We start from the raw sequence: 22,616 nt of genomic DNA, 5'->3' as shown, positions 1-22,616 counted from the left end.
CTCCTGTATTCTGATTTCTTCCGCTGTCAGTATTTCTTTGGAAGCGGAATATACATGTTTTCTTCCAGTTCTTTTTGATCCAGAAACGGATACATATCTTCCAGCGGAGCAGATACCATTGATCCATCTTCGAGCTTTTTCGCAGAAGTCTTTGGCTCCGTCTTCTGATATTTCGTTACATAGACCTCACATACTGCCGCTCCATCCATCTCCAGCACTTCCCGTATCACGTCCGGAAGTTCCTCCGCATGGTGGATTGCTCTGTAAGTAAAGCCATATGCCGGTGCCAGTTTTTCAAGATCCGGAAAACTTAGGTCCCGGCTCTCCTCGCCCACACCTACAAGCGGCGGTGCAAAATAGCTCTGCTGAGTCTGGCGGATAGAATGATATCCCTGATTGTTGATCACAAACAGTTTCACTGGAAGCCGATTCTGACGGATAGTCTGTAATTCCTGAATATTCATCTGAAGACTTCCTTCACCTGTGACACATACCACCGATTCTCCCGGATGTGCCACGCAGATACCCGTCACTGCCGGAAGGCAGAAGCCCATAGAAGCTGTATTCGGATTTGTAATAAAACGCTGACCTTTTTTTACCTGAAATGCCTGACTTCCGGCAACTCTTGAAGTTCCAACACTGACCATCAGTGTCTCGCCTTCGTGCATTGCCTTCGACAGTTCCTCATAAAAAGCATAAATATTGGTGCAGCTTTCTTCTATTGTTTCGTAATGTTTCGCAGTCACCACCGGATATTTCTGTTTCCAGATCTGACACTGATGAACCCAGTCCTCTCCCTGAAACAGTGGATGTTTTTCGTCTGCCCCGCGACGCTCTGCCTCACAGATCAGTTTGCGGATCAGCTCGCCCGCGTCCCCGACTACAGGAAGACTTACGTGAAGATTTGGTTTTTTCAGTTCATTTTCATCAATATCATTCAATATTGTAAAACTCTCTCTTGCCCAGTCCTGATACTGGAAGCCTGTCTGCGCAAATCCCTGACGATTTCCTATGGAAAGAAGTACGTCACTGTTCTGGAGTGCAAAATTTCCCGGACGTGTTCCGGTTCCTCCACTCCTTCCGACAAAATATGGGTGATGTGATTCCAGTGCATCTACACTGCTCATTCCTGTGATCACCGGAACTCCCAGAATATTTACAAGTCTGTGGAAATCTTCTATCGCACCGGCAAGTCGCACACCATTTCCCGGAAACAGTACCGGACGACGACTCTGTGCAATCCTGTCTACAATTTCTTTTACTACATCCTGTGAAATCGCCGCAGGTGTTTCTTCCGGATTTTCTTTCGGGTCGTAACCTCTCAGATCCTCCGTCTCAATCGTTGCCCCCTGTACATCCAGCGGGATATCCAGCCATACCGGTCCCGGTCTTCCGTTCACCGCCATGTAAAGTGCTTTTTCCAGATGATAACGGATTTCTTTTGGATCAATTACCATCTGTGCATATTTTGTAAGCGAAGTTACAACCGGAACGATATTGCATTCCTGCACTCCCATACTTCTAAGCTTTAATCCGGAAGCTGCAACTGTCGTTGCATATCGGGCCTGTCCGGAAAAAACAATCATGGGAATCGAATCCATCCAGCAGCCAAGCACACCTGTTATGGCATTTGTCGCCCCGGGCCCCGTCGTCACGCAGACTGCTGCCATACGGTTATCCATACGTGCATATGCTTCGGCTGCCATCGCACATGCCTGTTCGTGGTGCTGGTAAGTGCAGTGCAGTTTCGGATGATGCCCAAAAGCATCATTCATATGCATGGCGCCGCCACCCGTCACTGTAAACACATCCCGAATTCCCCAGTTTGCAATATAATCCGCTATATAATCAGATACTTTCTGTTTCATAAAGCTTATTTCCTTCCATCCCACTTATTCTCGCAGACCATAAATTTACCGGATGCCTGAATCGGGATCTCATCTACATAAGTAATACGGATTTCTGCATCCTCGCCCAGATAGTGGCGGTAAGCTGCAAGGAGCTCCTCGACATTCAGTTTTTCTCTGTCTGCATTGACAAGCAGTTCGTATTCTTTTTCGCCCCACTGGATGCATCTGGCCTGATAAACCACTCCCTCAAATTTCAGAAGTGTGTTCATGAACACATGAATGGACAGTGGTTCGCCCTTTGTGTTATACATCAGAGATCCGCGTCTGCCATAGATTTCCACATATTTGCCATGGATGCGGCCTTTTTCATCCCGGTCGATTCGCATCATTCCTGTATCTCCGGTATCATAACGTACCATCGGGAATGTCTTATTGTAATAATCCGTCACAACGATTCTTCCGAGTTCACCTGGTTCTGCCGGTTCATCGCAGTCCATCTTAAGAATCTCCGGATAATAGTTAAACATATCGATGGAATATTCCGGATCTTCGCCAAGCTGAACCGCAATAAAACCATTCTCGTTATTTCCATAAGTTCGAACCGGAGTAAAACCAAACAGTTCCTTTGCCAGATCATATGTCTCCTGCGGAAGCGCCTCTCCCATTGTATAGATCATTTCGACCTGCCAGCGGCTGATGTCTCTTTTCGTTCTCTTCAGATACTGCGTCAGTGCAGTCAGTGCACTTGAATACGGAACGAGTACCTGAATCTTCTTTTTCTCAATATCCCGACAGATTTTTTCCAGAGACTCATCCCCCATATTGGAGATATCCACCATGATAAGATTATTTTTGAAAGATTTCCACTTACTGATCGTATTTTTTCCCTTTATCCACGCGCGGAATTCACCACGCTTCATTCCCATACGGAACCCATTCAGCTCCATGCAGGAGATAAAATTCATATTGATGCGGTTCATTTTGTCACCGTCACACAGTACCGTAAACGGTGTGCCTGTAGAACCGCTTGTGCTCAGACGGTAAAGTTTACCCTGTTCCTGATAATGGTCTACAAGAATCTCATCATAATGTTCAATAAAGTCACCTTTCGTCATGACCGGAAAATCTTTGAGTTCTTTCCATTCCGGATGTTTGCGGTAAAAGGAAGAATTTTTCTTTACATAATCGAGCAGGGTCTTCAGGCGGCGTTCCATATATTCTTCTGTTACACCTTCCACAATCTCCCGCTTATTCACTTCTTTTAATTTCTGCAGTTTGCCGCCCTTTGAGGCATCGAGCAGATTAAAAACAGTCCTTCTAAGTACTTCACCTGTATTCATCTTTACTTTCCTTTCCGTTTTGTGCTTTCACCAGTCCCAGAATGATCACAGCCGCCACACGCAGAATATTTGCACCAAGTGACGCATAGGCAAAGCCTGTCAGTCCATACATTTTTGCTGCCGGTATCGACACTGCAAGAAGTATTCCAAAATGTGCAATCTGTAGACCAAGCTGCCATCTCTCATCCGTGAATGTCAGCACAAGAATAAACAGAAACGCAGAATATAATCCAAGAATCTGCGCCAGATTTACAACAGTTACAATGCCTTTTACCGAATCATAGAGATTTCTGTAAAAGAGCCATACAAAAAGCGGTGTTCCCACCTGACAGGCAAGAAAGAATACAAAACTTACGATTCCTCCTGCAAGTGCTGCTTTGCCATACTGTGAACGCGTCAGGCGCTCTTTTCTTTTTGTAAGATAGGAAATCACGATCGTATTGATCGGTGCGATCAGAAGCACCAGAGTCTTCCCGATCAGTGAAGTCACATAGTACCATGTTACCTGCTCATTTCCAAGTACCTGACGTATCACAAGGCGATCAATATTCAACGTTGTATTCGTGACCAGATACGACAACATAAGGAAAAATCCACGGCTGAGTGCAGCAGAAAAAAAACTGCTCCTGTTCCAGAAATTATGAAATACATTTCCTGTAATTCCTACAAAAACAAGTGCGGCGCCCTCACCAATCAGATAAATCCATACCCATTGTCCGGTTACATAATATATTCCGAATCCTGCCAGATATCCGATTCCGATCAACAGATAATAAATGAAATATCTCCGGTAATTCAGGTTCAGACGATATTCCACATCTCCGTAATATCGAAAAACAGTCAGCATAAACATAATAAAAACGCCGGCCGCCATCGCCATATTGGTAATGCTGTTCCTTGACATCACAAGAGCAGCCACACTTCCGATCGCGCCAAAGATCAGAAGCAGCCAGTCATAATCTCCGTTTGTTATCTCGCAGTCTCTGCGAACAACAAGGCGGCTTGTATTTAATGCCTGTCCCACCGACGGGCAGATGATTGCCACAAGACCGGTAATATAAAGAAGATTTCCAAGCTGCTCCGCTCCCATCAGCCGATTGAGAAGGGGTGTCACCACGATCTGCAGAACTGCATTCATCCAGAGCAGTCCGCCCATCGTATACAGGGTATTTACCGCAATTCCTTTTTTCTGTTCCCTGTTTTTCAAATCTTTACCTCCTGCATATCAGCCACAGAATCCTTTATGCTGCTGATACTTCTGACAGCGGTTTTCTATGTATTTACGTTTTCCGGAAGCAAGCACCGGAATCTCATCAACGATCTCGACTTTAATATGTGCTTCCTCGCCCAGATACGGACGGATCCTGCGAAGAATCTCCTCCTGATCCATCTTTTCCTGATCTCCGTTCAGCCAGATCGTATAATCTTTTACATCTTCCTGAATAAAACGATACTGTTTCACACCCTCAATATCCCAGAGATTATTCGTAATGATATATGGTGTGACTGCCTTGCCGTCGCAGTCATAGATCAGGTCACTACGCCGTCCGTAAAGCACAGACAGACAGAGTTTAAAACGACCGTTCTTTTCTTTGCGGACTGCCACCGCTGTATCGCCATTGTCATAACGAATGATCGGAAATGCATAGTTAAAAAGATCTGTAATCACGATTCTTCCGAGTTCTCCCGGTTCTGCCGGTTCATCAGAATCCATTTTTAATATTTCATAATAATAAGTTTCGGTATCAATATGATAGCCTTCATTGTCTTCATTCTGAAGTCCCATAATGCCGTTTTCTTCGTTGGAATACCATGCACGCACCGGACAGCCAAATTGTTCTGACAGTGTGCGGCGCACAGGTTCCGGCATCGTCTCAGAGATCGGGATGATCGCCCTTACCCGGAATTTACTGCAGTCCCGTCCGGTTTTTCGGATATATTCACTCAGCTCACCAAGTGCAGAAGAATATCCGACAAGACATTTGACTTTTTTCTTTTCGATCATATCGAGCATTCCGGCAAGCGCTTTGTCATCCATCCGGGAACTATCCATCATGATCAGATTTTCCTGAAAAAGGCGTAATTTGCTTTTGCGGACATTATTTACCCACACACGGATAAATGCTTCTTTCATTCCGATATAATATCCGGCTGCTGCCCCGAGAAAAATACCACCTGCAGTATTGTGACAGATCTTGTCTTTATTCTGGATCATACGCAGTGGTGTGCCGGTTGAACCGCTGGTACACATTATACGATTATCCTCTGCATCTTTATAAGTTGAAGAAAGAAAACTGTCATAATGCTGCCGGAACGTATCTTTATTTACTACCGGAAGTTTCTCAAGTGGTGTATCTTCCGGATAATCTTTATAAAAATCTGTTGTTTTTACTGCATGTCTGATCAGATTCCGGATTCTTTCTTCTGTCTCCGCAACAGAACTTCCTTCTTTCCACGCGTAGCGGATCCTGTCATAATATTTACGGGTCTGACCGCCACGCAGTCCATCCAGTATCCAAAATCCTGCCCACCGCAGTTTTTCATCTAAAATCATTTTATTTTACTCCATTCACTGCGTCTTTGATTGCGTTTGCCATAGCTTCCAGCATTTCATCTGTCATTCCCGGATATACACCGATCCAGAAAGTATCTCTCATGATACGGTCTGTATTTTCGAGTGTTCCGGCGATGCGGTAGCCTTTACCTGTTGCACGCATCTGGTCAAAACACGGATGTTTTGTAAGATTGCCCGCAAACAGCATACGCGTCTGTACCCCTTTTGCTTCAATCATCTGAACAATCTGGTTACGGTCTACACCCTCACGGCAGGTGATCAGGAAACCAAACCAGCTCGGTCTGGAATTCTCACATGCCTTCGGGAGAATCAGTTTGTCTTCTGTTCCTTTGAGTGCTTCTTTCAGATAATTGAAATTGTGAATTCTGCGCTCTACGAAGGATGGAAACTTCTTAAGCTGTGCACAGCCGACTGCAGCCTGCATATCAGTTGCTTTGAGGTTATATCCAAAATGAGAATATACATACTTGTGATCGTAGCCAACCGGGAGTTCACCATACTGGCGATCAAAGCGATGACCACAGAGATTATCCTGACCCGGTGCACAGATGCAGTCTCTTCCCCAGTCTCGGAAAGAACGTGCAATTCTGTTCAGAAGTGGATTGTCTGTATAAACAGCACCACCCTCTCCCATTGTCATATGATGTGGTGGGTAAAAACTGGAGGTTCCGATATCACCGATTGTTCCTGTCAGTTTATCCTCACCGTCAATCGTATAGACAGACCCAAGTGCATCGCAGTTATCCTCGATCAGCCACAGGTTGTGCCGATCACAAAACTCTTTTATTGCTTTCAGGTCAAATGGATTTCCAAGTGTATGTGCAAGCATGACAGCTTTTGTCTTCGGAGACCATGCAGCTTCCAGAAGGGAAGGATCAATGTTGTACTGTGGAATGGTCACGTCAACAAACACCGGTACGGCCCCATACTGGATCATTGGCGAAACAGTTGTCGGGAAACCTGCCGCAACCGTGATCACCTCATCTCCTGGAAGGATCTGACGTTCTTTCAGAAGTGGAGAAGTCAGCGTCATAAAAGCAAGCAAATTCGCGGAAGATCCTGAGTTTACCAGTGAGCAGTAACGCACACCTAGATATTTTGCAAATGCATGTTCAAATTCATTTGTATAACGTCCGGCTGTCAGCCAGAACTCAAGAGAGCTGTCTACCAGATTTACCATTTCTTCTGCATCGTATACCCTGGACGCATATGGAATACGGTCACCCTCCTGATATGGTTTTTTCTGATTATGATATTTGTTGCAGTAATTTCTTGTCATTTCCAGAATCTGTTCTCTGGCCTGCTGTTCTGTCATTTCTTCAAACATAATATTCTCCTTCTGTATTTTATTTTTCTATATAATATTGAAATTCTTCCTGCTGGAAAGAAATCGTATCTTTTAGTATATAATGTTCCCTGAACCATCGGTAAGTCTCAGGATCATTACGCTTCCATATTTTCATTGAGGATTTTCCGGTAAAGGCACCTCTGACTTCGGCGTGTTCCAGCTGATCTTTCAGTTCTTTCAAACTGTCCGGACGGACAAGCATATCACTGAAATCCATTGTAAAACATTCTGTTCTCCGCTGAAGCAGACTGTAGATCTCCGGTATATTGATTCCGAACGCCGGTGTGTTTTCCGGTACCATCTCAGCCACCTGAGCTGCCAGCCCTTCAAAATCTTCCATGTCGTGAAAATTTTCTTTTATCTGACTGTTCTGAGCAAACTGCAGCACTGTGCCTGTAGACATGGCAAGTACAGCGGCTGTACAGATCAGTCCGACTCCTGCCCGGAATACATGCGTCGATGAAATTTTCCCAAAATTTTTCCATTCTTTGTTTCTGATAAATCTAAGACCGTACTGGCCGAAATATGCCGACAAAATCACAGCCGGAAGAGCAACACAGTCCAGATTATGGTATGCCGGACGATTAATATAATAGACCAGACATCCAAGTGCACCTACGCTCAACAAAAATATAAGTTCTCTTTTCCAGCACTGTTTCTTTTCTTCCTGAAACCAGCCGGACAATCCCACAGAGGTTCCCATAAGGAACAGCGTGATCACCGCCATATAAGCACATGGATAAAGCGGCATATCAAGATGCAGAACCCCTTCCATATAATTGCTTGAAAGAAGCGGTACCAGAAAATCCTCCAGTGAATTCACCGGACTATGTTTCAGAATATTATACAGATTTACCGTACCATATGCACCCAGGACACTGAATACAATTCCTGCAACATGTACTGCTATATTTATAAGAAGCTTTCCGATCTTCACTCTGTTTTCTGAAAAATAACGGGACACATACATTGCCGCCCACGAGATCGCCAGAAAAATTCCTGTCTCCGTATTCCACAGAACTGCAAGCAGACAGATCAGATATCCCCCCGCCATGCTTATAAATCCCCGGTAGTTTTTCTTAAGGATCACAGCTCCATACAGCAGAAGAAGCATTGGAAAAACTATTCTGTGCGGCCATACCTGCCAGTAGTATCCCCCACGCATACCGAGTATTGGAAATGCGATAGCCAGCGCTCCTGCTATCCGCAGTGCTCTGCTTTCTACCAGAAGCTGCAGTGTCAGAAACGCACATACGTGTGCAAGTGTACCGACCATTGCAAGCATCATAACAAATGCCCTGAAATCCCCGTGCAATAATTTCATCGGAATCTTAAAAAACAAGGCATAATGTCCGTAAATACTGGTAACGTTGTGTGTATACGGCATTCCCTGATAAATATTATAGACCGAGTTGAAATATGCATGGCAATGATAGGAGTCACTCTGTTCTCCTCTGCCAAAAATATTCGGTGTATACATAGAGTACAGGATCAATACGGTAAGAACAACATAAGTCAGCCAGACGATCCATTCTCCATCACGTCCCGGAACGGAGATTTTTGCATACATCCATGTCAGAATGATCAGTTCTGCAAGAAACAAAATGATTCCAAATATAAGCGGATGTGTATGCCATCCATATCTCCCGGCTACTGAGCCCACCTGATCTGTCTCATTCGCCACACAGATTATCCAGAAAGGAATCTGCGAAAGAAGCAGCACAGAAAACAGGATTTTCTGCCCTGCCGCATTTCCGTCAGAATAGCTTTGTTTACCCTTCATTCTTCCGGTAAGCCCCATACATACCAGAAATGCCAGACAAAACAAGACCAATGTAATTCCATAAATTAAAATATGACTGTTTCCCAGTTTGCTGATTTTTTCCAGCAATTGCTTATTTGCAAAACATCCGAGAAAAAAGCAGGCCGACACCAGCCATGCCATCAGTCCGCTGAACATTTCCCGATTCTTTTTCATTACTCCTTTTGCTCCATTCTGTTTTTATCTAAAATATTCTTTTATCTGACGGTCTGTATATTCTGCCATATTTTCTCCGTCAAGCCATGCCTGATACCACTGTACTGTATATCGTACGGCATCTTTTACATGCCAGTGTGGTCTCCAGCCAAAAGTACTGCGGATTCTGGAGCAGTCCAGTTTGAGGAAATTTGCCTCATGAGGACCTCCCTGAAACAGATTTTTCCATGCTGCCTTTCCTCCCCATGCCTCACAGAAAAGATCTGCAAGCTCTCCGGTAGTAATGCAGTCTTCATCTCCCGGTCCTACGTTATAGGAACCGGCTTTTGATCTGTCCTGATATTGCACACCGGCAATCATCAGATATACCCCCAGCGGTTCCAGTACATGCTGATATGGTCTGGTTGAATGCGGATTACGCACGGCAATTTCCCTTCCGGACGCCATAGCTCTGACACAATCCGGAATGATACGATCTGCTGCAAAGTCGCCTCCGCCAATTACATTTCCGGCACGTGCAGTAGATACTGCAATACCTGCATCTTTAAGGAAAGCCTTTTCGTAACTGTGTGTAACCAGTTCTGAGCAGGATTTACTGTTGGAATACGGATCATAGCCATCCAGTTCATCCGTCTCGCGGTATCCCCATTCCCACTCATTATTTTTGTATACTTTATCTGTAGTAACATTCAGAAAAGAAGCTGCACTTCCTGCACTTCTTACTGCCTCAAGTATATTGACTGTACCCATTACATTCGTTTCATAAGTGTAGACCGGGTTCGCATAGGATTCACGGACAATCGGCTGTGCTGCAAGATGAAGAACAATTTCCGGCTGTGCCTCCTTCAGGACTCCCGTTAATTTAGAAAGATCCCGGATGTCTCCAATTACAGAATGCATATTTTTTTCGAGATCAAGCAGCCCGAAAAGCTCCGGATCTGTCGGCGGTTTCAGTGCATATCCCGTCACCTCCGCCCCAAGTCCGAGCAGAAGTCTGCAGAGCCATGCCCCTTTAAATCCGGTATGACCTGTAACTAAAACTTTTTTTCCTTTATAAAAATTGAAATCGAAGTTATTCATTTTTATATTGTCGCTCCTGTAAATAAATTCTGTGAGTATTGAAGCCTCACCTGTTTTCATTTTCAATATACTGCACCACTCTGCCAAATCCCTCTCTGATATCCACTCTGGCCTCCCAGCCCAGTGCCTGCAGCTTGTGATTATCAGGGATCCTCTCATGGCCAACCAGTGCCTTATTTTCTGTATAATTTTCAGATTCACTGCGCTGTTTGCAGATTACATGAAGATTTTTTTCCGGATAAATCTCCGTCAGACATTCTGCAAGCTCACGAATGCTTACAAACTGTGAAGTATTGCAAACGTTGTATGCCTCGCCCTCCGCACCATCAAACAGGATCTTAAAATAGCCGGCAACTGCATCTGTAATATAACAGAACGTACGCTTACCGGAGCCGTCACTTTTCAATACAATATCTTCACCTGCAACAATATTTTTTACAAAGGAAGCAAATACCCGAGGGTCATTCTGTATATCCATCGTCGGTGCATACGTATGTGCGATCCGTGCAATCCTGACCGGAACCTGATGCTGTACCCAGAATGCACGGCACATGGTTTCTGCCATACGTTTGCTTTCGCTGTAACAGTTATGTATGTCAAGTGTATCCATATGCCCAAACGCAGTCTCATTAATCAGGCCGTCGACTTTCGGTGTCCCATAAACGTCACATGAACTGAACAGCAGATAGCTCTTTACTTTTTTTGTTGTTGCAAGTTCAAGCAGATGATAATTTCCAATCGTATTCGGTTTCAATACATCCACCGGACACACGCTGTAATACTGTGGACTCGCCAGCGATGCAGCATGAATGATATAGTCCACATCTTCATCTATCTCTATCGGTTCTGACAGGTCATTCTGAATGATCTCTATACTGTCAAATCCCTCTATATTCCCAAATCTCTGCACAAATTTGTCCTTGTTTCGAACTACCGCAATCAGTTTTACATTGATATTTTTGACCGTTCTGACATACAGCAGAAAATGAACAATATAAGATGCCAGCATCCCATATGCACCCGTCAGAAGTACTGTACTTTTCTCCAGTCGTTCCCAGCTGTTATTGCGCGAAAAAATGTCCTCCATATCCTTTTGCAAGATTGGATTCATCGTGTATTTCCCCCCTCATTTTGCAATATCACATAATAATACAAGTATATTATACCCTTGTCCGTACATTTAATCAACAAGCAGAAAAATCCCTGAACTCCAACGGAATTCAGGGATTTCTCTGACTTAAAACTTTTTATTTTTCGAATAGGTCTACAAGTTCCTGTCCATCTTTGTATCCGGCATCTTTAAGCTGTTCTACAAACCACTCATCTACACCATCTACTGCTTCCTTAAAGGAATCGATATCCATGTCATCTTTATCTGTAAATGTCACACCATTCTTAGATTCCCAGCGGCTCATGATCTCCTCGTCACCGGAACGGTTGATGTAACGCTCATACTCTACAGCTTTCTGTCCACACTCATCAACAACTGCCTGCTGCTCCGGTGTCAGAGTATCATAAAGATCCTGGTTGATGCAGAAGAACAGACAATCATAGATTGCATCCCACATGGAGCAGTACGGCTGAACTTCCTGCACACTCGCTGCATCGATTGCCGGTAACGGGTTCTCCTGACCTTCTACTGTGTTCTGCTGCAGTGCAGTGTAGGTCTCGGACCAGTTCATGTTGGTTGCATCTGCGCCCCATCTCTTGTAGCATTCCATAAGAAGGTTGGATCCTGCTACACGGATTTTCAGGTTTTTTATGTCATCGACGGTTTTTACTTCATGTTTGCTGTTGGTCAGCTCACGGAAACCATTTTCCGCGATACCCATGCAGTGCAGGCCGTAGCTTGAAAGAATCTCTTTCAGTTTTTCTCCTGCCTCACCGTCAAACTTCGCATCTGCATCATCGTAGGAATCATAGATGAACGGCAGAGATACAACATTGAATCTCGGGTCAAATGCAGAGTAGATCAGGTTGGAATGCATAGAAATCTGTACCGGGTCTCCATTCATCAGCGCCTGAATACCTTCGGACTGGTTTCCGTTGGTAAGCTGGTCTGCTGCGTATACATTGACTTTGATCTTTCCGCCGGTTGCTTTTTCCATAAGTTCACCGAACTTACGTCCGCCTTCTGCCCATGTACTTGTCTCCGTTGTGGAGCATGCAAAGTTCCATGTTGCTTCCGGCCAGTCAAGGTCACTGTAATCATCTACGGTATCCATGGAATCTTCTGTGAAAAGATCTACCAGATCCTGTGCATCATCATAGCCCTGACTCTCCAGTTCCTGAACAAACCAATCGTCTACACCATCAACAGCTTCTTTGAAGGAATCAATATCCATATCTTCTTTCTGTGTGAAAGTTACGCCATTGCTTTCTTCCCAGCGGCTCATGATCTCTTCGTCACCGGAACGGTTGATGTAACGCTCATACTCTACTGCTTTCTGTCCACACTCATCAACAACTGCCTGCTGCTCTGCGGTCAGACTGTCATAGATATCCTGATTGATACAGAAGAACAGACAGTCATAAATTGCATCCCACATAGAGCAGTATGGCTGAACTTCCTGTACACTTGCTGCATCAATTGCCGGCAACGGGTTTTCCTGGCCTTCTACTGTGTTCTGCTGCAGTGCGGTGTAGGTTTCGGACCAGTTCATATTGGTCGCATCTGCGCCCCATCTCTTATAGCATTCCATAAGAAGGTTTGATCCTGCTACACGGATCTTTAAGTTTTTCATGTCATCGACAGTTTTTACTTCATGCCTGCTGTTAGTCAGCTCACGGAAACCATTTTCCGCGATACCCATACAGTGCAGGCCATACTCAGAAAGAATCTCTTTCAGTTTCTCTCCGGCTGCGCCGTCAAATTTTGCATCTGCATCATCATAAGAATCATAGATGAACGGCAGGGATACAACATTGAATCTCGGGTCAAATGCTGAATAGATCAGATTGGAATGCATGGAGATCTGTACCGGGTCTCCATTCATCAGCGCCTGAATACCTTCGGACTGATTTCCGTTGGTAAGCTGGTCTGCTGCATATACATTGACTTTGATCTTTCCGCCAGTTGCTTTTTCCATCAGTTCACCGAACTTACGTCCACCATCAGCCCATGTACTCGTCTCTGTTGTGGAGCATGCAAAGTTCCATGTCATCTCCGGCCAGTCAAGATCACTGTAATCCGCGATAGTATTGAAGGAATCATTGTCGTTTCCGGCATCTTTGGAAGCGGTGCTTCCTGTGTCAGAGGAGGACTGATCTCCTGTATAAGCGCCGTTCTTTGCAAGAGCTTTCGGCAGAGCTGTAGAAACGGCTGGAATATATGTAATTACAAGAAGTACTACTACAGAAGCAGCGATCATCGGCATAACTGCCTTTGAAATCTGCTGAAGAGTAACCTCCAGACCTTTTTTGATCTTGATACTGATTGCAACGAACAGATTGACACCAACCGGCGGTGTTACCTGACCGATTGCAAGGTTGACAGTTGCCATAACACCAAATGCAACAACGTCATATCCAAGTGCCTTGCATACAGGAAGCATGATCGGGATAAAGATATACATAGCTGAGTTTGCATCGATGAAACATCCTGCTATCAGGAAAATGATATTTACGATCAGAAGGAATACGAACTGATTGTGTGCAATAGATGCAAGCAGTCCGGATGCAGCGTCTGCGATACCAAATTTCGTACATACATAAGAGAACAGGGATGCGCATGCAACGATCAGCATGATACCGCCTGTTGTTTTTGCTGATTCTACAAAAATATCGATCAGATCACGGAATTTGACTTCACGATAGATGACCATACCTACAAACAGACCATATACAACCGATACGGCTGCTGCTTCTGTTGGTGTAAAGATACCGCCATAGATTCCACCGAGGATGATGATCGGCATCAAAAATCCCCAGAATGCATCTTTAAATGTAGCCCAGCGTTCTTTTGCAGTTGCTTTTTTTCTGGAAGGCTGAATGTTGTGTTTCTTTGCTTCCAGCATAACAACAATTACAAGCGCAACACCCATCAGAATACCAGGTACGATACCTGCTGTGAACATATCAGCGATAGAAACACCTGTGATGGATGCATATACAACGAATGCAATACTAGGAGGTATGACGATCGCAATCGAACTCGATGTCGCCATCAATGCCGTGGAAAACGGTGCGGAAAATCCTCCCTGCTCTACCATTGCCGGAATCAGAACTGCACCAAGGGCAGCTACAGTTGCCGGTCCGGAACCGGAGATTGCTCCGAAGAAACATGCAACGATAACACATACGATGGCGATACCACCTTTTTTGTGGCCGACGCAGGTATCAACGAAGTCGATCAGTCGTTTGGAGATACCGGCTTTTGCCATGATGTTACCGGATAATACGAAAAACGGAATTGCCAGAAGCAGGAATTTACTGATTCCGGCATACATGTTGGTTGCCACGATCGTAAGTGAAGTTCCGGAGTAAATGATTGCACATACTGAGGAAAGTCCCAGGCAGATTGCGATCGGCACACCAAGGATCAGAAAAATGAAGAATGAAATAAATAAAACAGCACTGATCATTTATTTGTCCTCCTTTTCTTCTTTATATCCTGTGCAGAAATCCAGGCAGAACTCGATAAAATGAAGAATCATGCATCCTGCACCGATCGGTACGAAGGACCAGAAAATCCATTCCGGCCAGTTCAGCACGAAGGTTCTCTTACCGTTTGCAAGCTGGGTCATAACCTTATCCATACCATATTTAAAAAGAATTGCTGAAAAAACAATGCTCAGAACCGTGATCAGGATCACAGACGGTTTTTTCAGTTTTTCCGGGAGACGGTCAGTAAACAATGACAGACTGACCAGTTCACCTTTACGACATGCAAGTGCTGCTGCCAGAAGTGTGATGAGAACAAATACCGCTACAACCAGTTCTTCTGTGAATGACCATGAGCGATGGATCACTTTACGGGAAAATACATTTCCCACTGTCAGCACCAGGATCAGCAACGTAGATACAATCAGTACGACTTTTTCGACTGCTGCAAGTGCATTCATGAGTTTTTTGTAAACTTTCATACTCTCTTCCCCTTTTTTGTATTTTGTTCCGGTTTCAGACCTCCTGGTTTCAGATCTTTTGGGCATAAAAAAATCCGCCCCATCAGGGACGGATAGATATATCATTCCGCAACCACCCTGTTTCTCCATTGAAACAAGTACGATTCTGCAACGTACCGGCATACGCGTCTCCTGTAACGGGGAGCTACCGTGAAAACCTACTGGCGGTTCTGCAAAACGTTCGGTCTTCCTTCTCAGGGATGATATTCAAAACAGTTCTGTCGCTGCTTCCCACCATACACAGCTCTCTGTAGACAGTTTCCTCTGCTTCTACTGATTCCCTTCATAGAATTTACTCTTATGCTTTACCTTGCTAAAAGGTGACTTTATTTTACCTCTCATTTTTCTTCACGTCAAGAGTTTTTATGCACTTTTTGCACATAATGTCTGTCAGGGACAGATTCGGTAATTCTTTTTGCATTACACATAAGAATCATTTATACTGTAATTATCCTAAGCCCACAGGAAACGGAGGAATGCATATGAAAAAGAAACTAGATCATGCTGTTAATTACATATCCGCAATCTTGATGTTTATCTGCGCATTGGCAGTAAGCCTCAGTATTTTTCTGATCAATATACAGAGTTCTGTCGACACCAACTCGCAAAATATCATGACCGATACTGTTTCAAGGCAAAGTGACCATATTCTTTCCATTCTTCAGATTCATTATGGATTTCTGAACAGTATCGCAGATAAGATGGGGCAATCTTCCGCGCTTCTGTCCGATGAAAATATGGAACTGCTCGTTTCCATGGCAGAAAATACAGACTTTGAACGAACAGCACTGATTGAAACGGACGGCACCGCTCATTATGATAACGGAGCCGAAAAAAATGTTTCACAGCGGTACTATTTTCAGGAAGCTATACAGGGAAACGAAACCTTAAGTGATCCACTTGAAAGCAGTATAGATAAAGAAACCCGCGTAATCCTTGGCGTCCCCGTTTATCAGAATGGTAATGTCATCGCTGTACTTGGTGGTTCCTATAATGTAACCGCTCTAAGCCGCATGCTTTTTAATGATGTATTTGATAATTCCGGATACAGCCTGATCGTTAACCAGCTGGGGGAGATCATTGCTTATGACGGTGATCCGGCTTACCACAAAATTACATATGGGGATAATTTCTTCAAGTTTTATGAACGCAAAAACTTATTATCCAATGCTACTTTGCAAAATGTCCGTCAGGACTTTCAAAATGGAACTGGCGGAACCGTAAAGGTGCGTACAGCTTCCGACTCTGCTACCGCACAGTATCTCTCCTATACCCGACTCGGAATGAACGACTGGATGATCTGCTATGTAATTCCTGTTGCAAATGCACAGGGATCTTATGAGTTTATCAAAACTGATGAAAGTATACTTCTTGGTGTATTCCTGATTCTGGTTCTCCTTCTTGTTTTTTATGTTATCCGAACCAATCGCAAACAAAACGAAATACTTCTCAGAACTGCACAGCTTGACGGACTGACCGGTGCTTACAACAAACGCGCTACGGAAGAATATATCAACAGGATCCTGACACAGATGCCCAATGAAAAAGGCACTTTTGTCATTCTCGATATAGATAAATTCAAAGAAGTGAATGACCAGTACGGTCATGCTGTCGGTGATAAGGTTCTCCATGAGCTCAGCAAAACATTTTTCCGTCATTTCCGGAAAGATGATATTATCGGAAGAATCGGCGGTGATGAATTTGTCATTTACATGCGAAATACAGAATCAAAGGAAATCGCCTCTGCGCGCATCAACAAACTGATTGAAAATGTCCGTAATCTTCCCTTCGAGGAAATGAACGGAAAGTATGTTACGATCAGTGTGGGCATTGCATTCGCTCCCGAAGCCGGCAGCTGCTATATGGATCTTTACAAAAATGCCGATACGGCCTTGTATGAAGCAAAACATAATGGCAGAGACAGATACCATGTGTACACACAGGTATGTAACCAGATAAAAAATTCTATATAAGTGAAAAACCTCTTCTGCCCGACAAATTGATAAGTCGGTGGAAGAGGTTTTCTTTTGTTTTTGCATATTCAGTTCAGATAATTATATACAGTTCTTGAAATCTCCCGAATACGCGGAAGTGCGTAATCCTCACTGCCTGTATTTGAAAATACACAGATTATGTAATCTTTTTTCTTTCCGTAGACAATCGCCATATCATGCTCAACACTGGATGTCTCGCCTGTTTTGTTTGCAACTCTGACTCCGGATGGAATACCTGACGGTATCTTCCATCTTCTTGTCTGGGCAAGTAAAAGGTTTCGCATTTCTTTTGAATATCTTGAAGATACACAGGTTCCATTGTAAATATGTTCCAGAAGAATGCCACAGTCTTTTGCCGAGGTGATATTGCTCCGTCCATCGCCGACTGATGCCGAAGATGCCGGATGTAATGTATGATGGCAGCCGGTTTTTGTGTATTTATTTTTCTCAAGATATCTATTAACAACAGATGCCCCACTCAAAAAACTTCTGGATGTACTGTTGTATTTTACCAGCTGATTGTATGCTTCGTTGTCGCTTACTGTGATCATCTCGCGAAGAAGTCCTTTTATCGTGGAACTGTATGACAAGTTTCCCTTTTGAATCTGATCAAAAGTCGATGCCATTACAAAAGGTTTGATTATACTCGCAGAGTACATGGCACTTTCATTCAGATTGACCACCCCGCCAGTCTTTAAATCTTTCACATAAACTGACCATGAACCATAATAACTGTTCAACATCGTCCGCAGTTTTTTCTTCAGACTGCTGATCTCCATCTCTGCTTCCGTACATCTGCGCCCATCACAATCAACATAAACACCTTCTGATATTTTTCGGTTTTTTACGATTTTTCCATTTGCATTGAAATAGTATCCATATTTCCAGCGGTTTTCATATCGTTTCCCCTCAAAGCCAAGGAGATAGGTATATCCATTTATAGTCTTCCATCCGGCTCTCCTGTATAAGCTTCCATAATCTCCACCAAAATAATAAGTTCCTTTAAATCTCTTGCTACCAATCACGGTATTGACTCTGTAGAATCTTCTCCTCTTACATAAACAGCCCCTGCCGTCAAACATATAATAGCCGGATCTCAGTTTCTGCCCTGCCGGCACTCTGATGCATCGCATACCGGTTAATTTCTTTCCGTTTTTGTCTTTCAGCCACCAGTTATATCCTGTATAAATCAGGTAGTTTCCGGATTTATCCATAAGTTTGATAATTTTTCTGCTGGTTTTTTGATTACTGTTCGTGTTCTTCTTTGATGCGGCCTGTACCTGAACTTTCGTTGCCGCAGAAGATACGCTTGCGACCGCAAACATTGCCAACATCAAAAACAAGATGCCTCTGTAAATTCCTGCCCGGTGTTTATAGTTCTCTTTCACTTATGTTCCCCTTTTCATTTATATAATCAATATCTTTCTGCTTCAAATGAAAACTGCTCCGAAATCTGAAATTGTTAAGTCTTTCAAAGAGCTGGGCATACCATTCATCTTTTGTCATAAAAATTCACCACGTTTCTTACTGAAACTCAAATATCCTGCTCATCTAATAACCGCCTGGCAGCTTCTGTCTCCAGCCATTTCAGAAGATTGCCCGCAATTCTCGGCGTAAACAGTTCCGCATATTTTAATCCTTCACTTGTAATATGAAGAACCGGATATTGCCCCGTAGTCTTAATAATATAATGACGTCCGATCAGCCAGTAGATCAGTCTCGTAACTTCTTCCCCGGACAAATATGATAATGCGCTATATTCTTTTACTTTGTCCAATCCATTCTTTTTTATTTTTTCAGCATTTGATCCCCGCAAAACCCCACTCAGTATCGACACACCAAAATATTTCTTCTCACTTATATGAACCAATGCATTCATGATTGTTTCAACAATTTCAAACAAGCTGTGCCCTTTATATTCCGGATACTTTTTACGACTATTTTCAGAATCCGCATTTTTATCCAGAATTTTCTGTTCCCAGTTATCATTTTTATGCTGCTCATTATGACTTACATATTCTATTGTTTTTTGCTGCGGTTTCGTATTCTCTTCCTTTATTTCCTTTTTGGGTAACCAGTCCAGTTCGGTAACATCATAGCCCATAAGCTTGTAATATTCTTTTGCAGATAATGTTTTATTACAGCCCTTTCCATTATTCTGATAATTGGTGCAGCCTAAAAAATACTGTCTGTTCTCGCTGAATTTTACAATTAAATATCCATCCTGACAGTCCGGGCATTTCATAATTCCCAGCTTTTTACCCATAATATGATTTGTCATAAAACTGCACTCTTCGGGCTCATTTGTACAAATATACAGGCGCAGTCCATATGCCGGTTTATATCTGAGCTGCATAGGGAATCCACATACCGGACATTTTTTTCGCTCCAAAATAACCGGTTCTTCTGACCAGGTCCCACAAAGCGAAACATTTTTATATTCATTCTTGATTTCGAGAAGAAACTCCGATGGATTTTGCTCCGGAGCTATAAAGTAAACTCTGTTTTTTGTCCGAGTCATTGCTACATAAAAAAGGCGTCTCTCTTCCGCATACTGCATGCTTCTGTCCTCTTTTACAACCAGTGACAAAACAGGATCATCTTCAATCTTTGATGGAAATCCGTACGTTTCATTGCGGCCATTAATTACAACTACTTCATCATAGCCCAGTCCTTTTGACGCATGTGCTGTCATAAAAGTAATATTCATCTGCGGATATTTTACCGATTTAACCTTTGATCCCCGGTTAACATATTCATACATACCGGTCCTGGTCAGACGTTGACCATCGAAGCCAAATCTCCCTAACAGCAATATTTTTAAACTATATGGATCTTTTCCATCTTGTTTTGCATATTTTATAATCTGTTCCAATGATGTCTGCACAGCATACGCAATTGCATAATCCGCCCCACTTCTTCTGTGCGCATTCGGCGATTTCATTGTACTGTCATATGTATAAATAATTACAGGATTTTCAATATGCTTTGGCGAAATAAGGGATTTACGAATCTGTGAAGTATTTTTCTGAATAAAATTTCCTGCTATATCAATGACTTCCTGCGAATTACGATATGTATGGACAATTTTCATCAGTCTGGCATATCCCATTTTTTCTTCAAACTTTGTAAAAAGGGTGATATCCGAACCACTGAATGCATAAATGGATTGCCAGTCATCACCGACCGCCATAACCTTCGCAGATGTCACCTCCGAAAAAGCTTTAACCAGATCAAATCTCTGCCGCGAAATATCCTGATATTCATCAACAATCAGATATTTAAAATCCAGTTTCTGTTTCATTTCTTTTACATTATTTAAAACACGTGCAGACTCATTGATCATATCCTCAAAATCGACTGCATGATTTTCAATCAGCCACTTTTTGTATTCCAGATAACATGCCTGGCTGATCTCCAGAAATAATTTTGTTCTTACATTATCTGTTTTTTGATTCAATACCGCAAAGTCATCTTCATCATATCCGTTTACTTTGAAATTTCGAATAAAATTCGATACCAGTATAATCAATCTCTTAATGTATCTGTTTTCTTCCGAAGATACCAGTTTCTTCGCCACCTCCTCATCAGAGCGGCGTTTCAGCTCAATTCCATGCTGACGCAGTTTCTCTTCCAGATGTGCAGAGATACTTCGTCCGTCTTTATAAGAAGAAAATGTATAAATAAGCGTTGTTCCATGTTTTTTATGAAAAAGGATTTTATCATTTACTGCCTTTTTGTACATGTTCAACTGTTCTTCAGTATAAAGCGAATTTTGACCATCTTCTGTAATTCCAAAATGTTCAACATATATCTCCTGTCCATTCTGACGAATGATAAAATCGGGAGTGTACGGTTTACGGGACAGCATAATATTATATTTATATACAGGTTCGTACTCGTAATCAATATTATTAAGATAGAAAAAATTAGCAATCTCTACTTCCTGATAAGAACGTACTACTTCATTCTGAATCGTTACTTTATTTCGCGTTTTACGATCAATTACTTCTGTCCGAAAATCTTCAAGTTCACTTCGCATGGTTGCATAATTTGCATGTGCCATATGATTAAAAAAGTCATTAATATCGTCCCCTTCGTAAGGCGCATCAAAATATGACGCAAAAAATAATACCAGTTTCTTTACCATAACCGGCTCTCGCAAAATTTTATCTTTCAGATATCGCTGTATACAACAAAACAGTTTATTAGAATCTACAATATTAAGATTCTGGGGATCATTCTTATGAAGTATCGCGTTTCCTGCGGAATGAAAGGTTGCAATCGGACAGGGAATATTTAAGTCTCTGTTAATTCGTTCCCGCAGCTCATTCACTGCTTTATTTGTGAAAGAAATCATTAAAATCTGCGACGGATCAATATGTTGTTTCTCCACCAGATATTTAACCTTTGCCGCGACAGTTGTTGTTTTTCCCGCACCAGCTCCGGCAACGACCAGCCCATAATCTTCATCAGAGAGAATTACCTCTCTCTGATTTTCATCCAGACAAATATCAGGGTCTATGTCTTTCAGAATATTATCCAGATACTCTTTTTCTTCGTTTTTCTTTCTTGAAAGATAATTCTCATTTATATTATCCACAAAAGGTACAATATTTTCATAATTTATGCACAGCTCACGCACATTCTCCGGAGACAGTCCGTTTTTACTGCAAAACTCCACCAGCATATCCGCCTCGTCCATCTTTCGCATAAATGAAACTGTTTCTGCATATTCTCTGACCTGCTCGTAGTATTCACTTCTTGCAATATAGTGGTCGCTTTCCTGCAGTTTTTGCAAAACTCCCTCTAATTCTTTAAGGCTCTGAGCTTCCTTTGATTTTGATACGGATGTGTTCGCAGTAGTTTCCGCCTCTTTTTTCTTTTTGAATATTGCATCAAAAAACTTCATAGCTGGTCTCCTGATTTTTATCTTTCTTACTCAAATTATAAGCGGTTTTTCTTGTCAAATCAATCTTTTTCATCTGACTCTGGAAGATGTGTATGGTCTGAAAGGTTGCTGTTCACAGGTAATATTCCGCGAGGTGTTTTGTCATGAATATGGCAAAATCCCGAGACATACAGGGCAAAATCCCATCACCGAAAGTGATATGGAATGGATTTTGACCAAGTTGCTGTGAACGGAGTGAACAGTAACTCTGAAAGTAAAAAATGTATATGGACAGTCTCATCTCAGCCCTGACTCTTTCATATCTGCTTCCGGTGGCAGCTCATGTCTTTCTTTTCTTACCTCTTACCAATCCGTCAATGGTTGCTCCGAGTCGAATATTTCTCAATACAAAAACTACGATCGTCTTCATGTACTTT

Annotated in this window: 13 protein-coding genes, 1 pseudogene and 1 other annotated feature; of the genes and pseudogenes, 1 reads left to right on the top strand and 13 read right to left on the bottom strand. The window is 42.8% G+C overall.

Annotation, left to right across the window (positions count from 1 at the left end; genetic code table 11):
• Positions 1 to 26: 26 nt before the first annotated feature.
• The 10 genes from BQ7344_RS12155 to BQ7344_RS12110 form a co-directional block, all read right to left on the bottom strand.
• Positions 27 to 1,868, bottom strand: coding sequence for a thiamine pyrophosphate-binding protein (locus BQ7344_RS12155; RefSeq protein ID WP_072522757.1), 1,842 nt, complete (start codon positions 1,866 to 1,868; stop codon positions 27 to 29).
• 5 nt (positions 1,869 to 1,873) lie between these two features.
• Positions 1,874 to 3,190, bottom strand: a complete 1,317-nt coding sequence (locus BQ7344_RS12150; RefSeq protein ID WP_072522756.1) for a phenylacetate--CoA ligase family protein — start codon at positions 3,188 to 3,190, stop codon at positions 1,874 to 1,876.
• Positions 3,177 to 4,397 carry a lipopolysaccharide biosynthesis protein gene (locus tag BQ7344_RS12145; RefSeq protein ID WP_072522755.1) on the bottom strand — a complete coding sequence of 407 codons (1,221 nt, stop codon included), beginning with the start codon at positions 4,395 to 4,397 and terminating at the stop codon, positions 3,177 to 3,179. Before BQ7344_RS12145 ends, BQ7344_RS12150 begins: the two co-directional genes overlap by 14 nt.
• A gap of 18 nt (positions 4,398 to 4,415) precedes the next feature.
• Positions 4,416 to 5,744, bottom strand: coding sequence for a phenylacetate--CoA ligase family protein (locus BQ7344_RS12140; protein WP_072522754.1), 1,329 nt, complete (start codon positions 5,742 to 5,744; stop codon positions 4,416 to 4,418).
• A 1-nt stretch (position 5,745) separates the two neighbouring features.
• A complete protein-coding gene (rfbH, locus tag BQ7344_RS12135; RefSeq protein ID WP_072522753.1) occupies positions 5,746 to 7,092 on the bottom strand; it encodes a lipopolysaccharide biosynthesis protein RfbH in 1,347 nt (448 codons plus the stop codon).
• 19 nt (positions 7,093 to 7,111) lie between these two features.
• Positions 7,112 to 9,091 (bottom strand): hypothetical protein, encoded by a 1,980-nt coding sequence (locus BQ7344_RS12130; protein WP_072522752.1) that lies wholly within the window; start codon positions 9,089 to 9,091, stop codon positions 7,112 to 7,114.
• A 24-nt stretch (positions 9,092 to 9,115) separates the two neighbouring features.
• On the bottom strand, positions 9,116 to 10,177 hold the full coding sequence (gene rfbG / locus BQ7344_RS12125; RefSeq protein WP_442855822.1) for a CDP-glucose 4,6-dehydratase: 1,062 nt from the start codon (positions 10,175 to 10,177) through the stop codon (positions 9,116 to 9,118).
• Between the two features lie 40 nt (positions 10,178 to 10,217).
• Positions 10,218 to 11,282: an NAD-dependent epimerase/dehydratase family protein gene (locus BQ7344_RS12120; RefSeq protein WP_072522751.1), complete on the bottom strand. Its 1,065-nt coding sequence runs from the start codon at positions 11,280 to 11,282 to the stop codon at positions 10,218 to 10,220.
• Between the two features lie 136 nt (positions 11,283 to 11,418).
• Positions 11,419 to 14,754 carry a TRAP transporter large permease subunit gene (locus BQ7344_RS12115; protein ID WP_072522750.1) on the bottom strand — a complete coding sequence of 1,112 codons (3,336 nt, stop codon included), beginning with the start codon at positions 14,752 to 14,754 and terminating at the stop codon, positions 11,419 to 11,421.
• Entirely contained in the window at positions 14,755 to 15,255 is a 501-nt protein-coding gene (locus tag BQ7344_RS12110; protein ID WP_072523432.1) for a TRAP transporter small permease, read from the bottom strand.
• A gap of 81 nt (positions 15,256 to 15,336) precedes the next feature.
• Positions 15,337 to 15,590: a binding site (T-box leader), on the bottom strand.
• A gap of 186 nt (positions 15,591 to 15,776) precedes the next feature.
• On the opposite strand from BQ7344_RS12110, the gene BQ7344_RS12105 reads away from it, so the two are divergent.
• Complete coding sequence (locus tag BQ7344_RS12105; RefSeq protein ID WP_072522749.1) at positions 15,777 to 17,267, top strand: sensor domain-containing diguanylate cyclase; 1,491 nt, start codon at positions 15,777 to 15,779, stop codon at positions 17,265 to 17,267.
• 68 nt (positions 17,268 to 17,335) lie between these two features.
• Here BQ7344_RS12105 and BQ7344_RS12100 read toward each other — a convergent pair whose 3' ends face one another.
• From BQ7344_RS12100 to BQ7344_RS12090, 3 genes and pseudogenes are all read right to left on the bottom strand, one after another.
• Positions 17,336 to 18,676 carry a serine hydrolase gene (locus BQ7344_RS12100; protein ID WP_072522748.1) on the bottom strand — a complete coding sequence of 447 codons (1,341 nt, stop codon included), beginning with the start codon at positions 18,674 to 18,676 and terminating at the stop codon, positions 17,336 to 17,338.
• A 7-nt stretch (positions 18,677 to 18,683) separates the two neighbouring features.
• A pseudogene (locus BQ7344_RS16855) lies at positions 18,684 to 18,794 on the bottom strand (DUF4186 family protein); the annotation flags it as partial.
• A 28-nt stretch (positions 18,795 to 18,822) separates the two neighbouring features.
• The gene (locus tag BQ7344_RS12090) at positions 18,823 to 22,200 is read right to left on the bottom strand and encodes a UvrD-helicase domain-containing protein (protein ID WP_072522747.1); all 3,378 of its coding nucleotides are present in this window, start codon (positions 22,198 to 22,200) and stop codon (positions 18,823 to 18,825) included.
• Positions 22,201 to 22,616 lie beyond the last annotated feature (416 nt).

It is taken from the genome of Blautia sp. Marseille-P3087 (assembly GCF_900120195.1).
Lineage (GTDB): Bacteria > Bacillota > Clostridia > Lachnospirales > Lachnospiraceae > Blautia_A.
Note: the sequence above shows the minus strand (reverse complement) of the source record. Positions and strands in the feature narration are given on the sequence as shown.

Bases quoted from the DNA above. Each gene is read 5' to 3' on its own strand.
- BQ7344_RS12120 (WP_072522751.1), bottom strand. From the start codon at position 11,282: ATGAATCCAATCTTGCAAAAGGATATGGAGGACATTTTTTCGCGCAAT.
- BQ7344_RS12090 (WP_072522747.1), bottom strand. From the start codon at position 22,200: ATGAAGTTTTTTGATGCAATATTCAAAAAGAAAAAAGAGGCGGAAACT.
- BQ7344_RS12155 (WP_072522757.1), bottom strand. From the start codon at position 1,868: ATGAAACAGAAAGTATCTGATTATATAGCGGATTATATTGCAAACTGG.
- BQ7344_RS12115 (WP_072522750.1), bottom strand. From the start codon at position 14,754: ATGATCAGTGCTGTTTTATTTATTTCATTCTTCATTTTTCTGATCCTT.
- BQ7344_RS12110 (WP_072523432.1), bottom strand. From the start codon at position 15,255: ATGAAAGTTTACAAAAAACTCATGAATGCACTTGCAGCAGTCGAAAAA.
- BQ7344_RS12105 (WP_072522749.1), top strand. From the start codon at position 15,777: ATGAAAAAGAAACTAGATCATGCTGTTAATTACATATCCGCAATCTTG.
- BQ7344_RS12130 (WP_072522752.1), bottom strand. From the start codon at position 9,091: ATGAAAAAGAATCGGGAAATGTTCAGCGGACTGATGGCATGGCTGGTG.
- BQ7344_RS12140 (WP_072522754.1), bottom strand. From the start codon at position 5,744: ATGATTTTAGATGAAAAACTGCGGTGGGCAGGATTTTGGATACTGGAT.
- rfbH (WP_072522753.1), bottom strand. From the start codon at position 7,092: ATGTTTGAAGAAATGACAGAACAGCAGGCCAGAGAACAGATTCTGGAA.
- BQ7344_RS12150 (WP_072522756.1), bottom strand. From the start codon at position 3,190: ATGAATACAGGTGAAGTACTTAGAAGGACTGTTTTTAATCTGCTCGAT.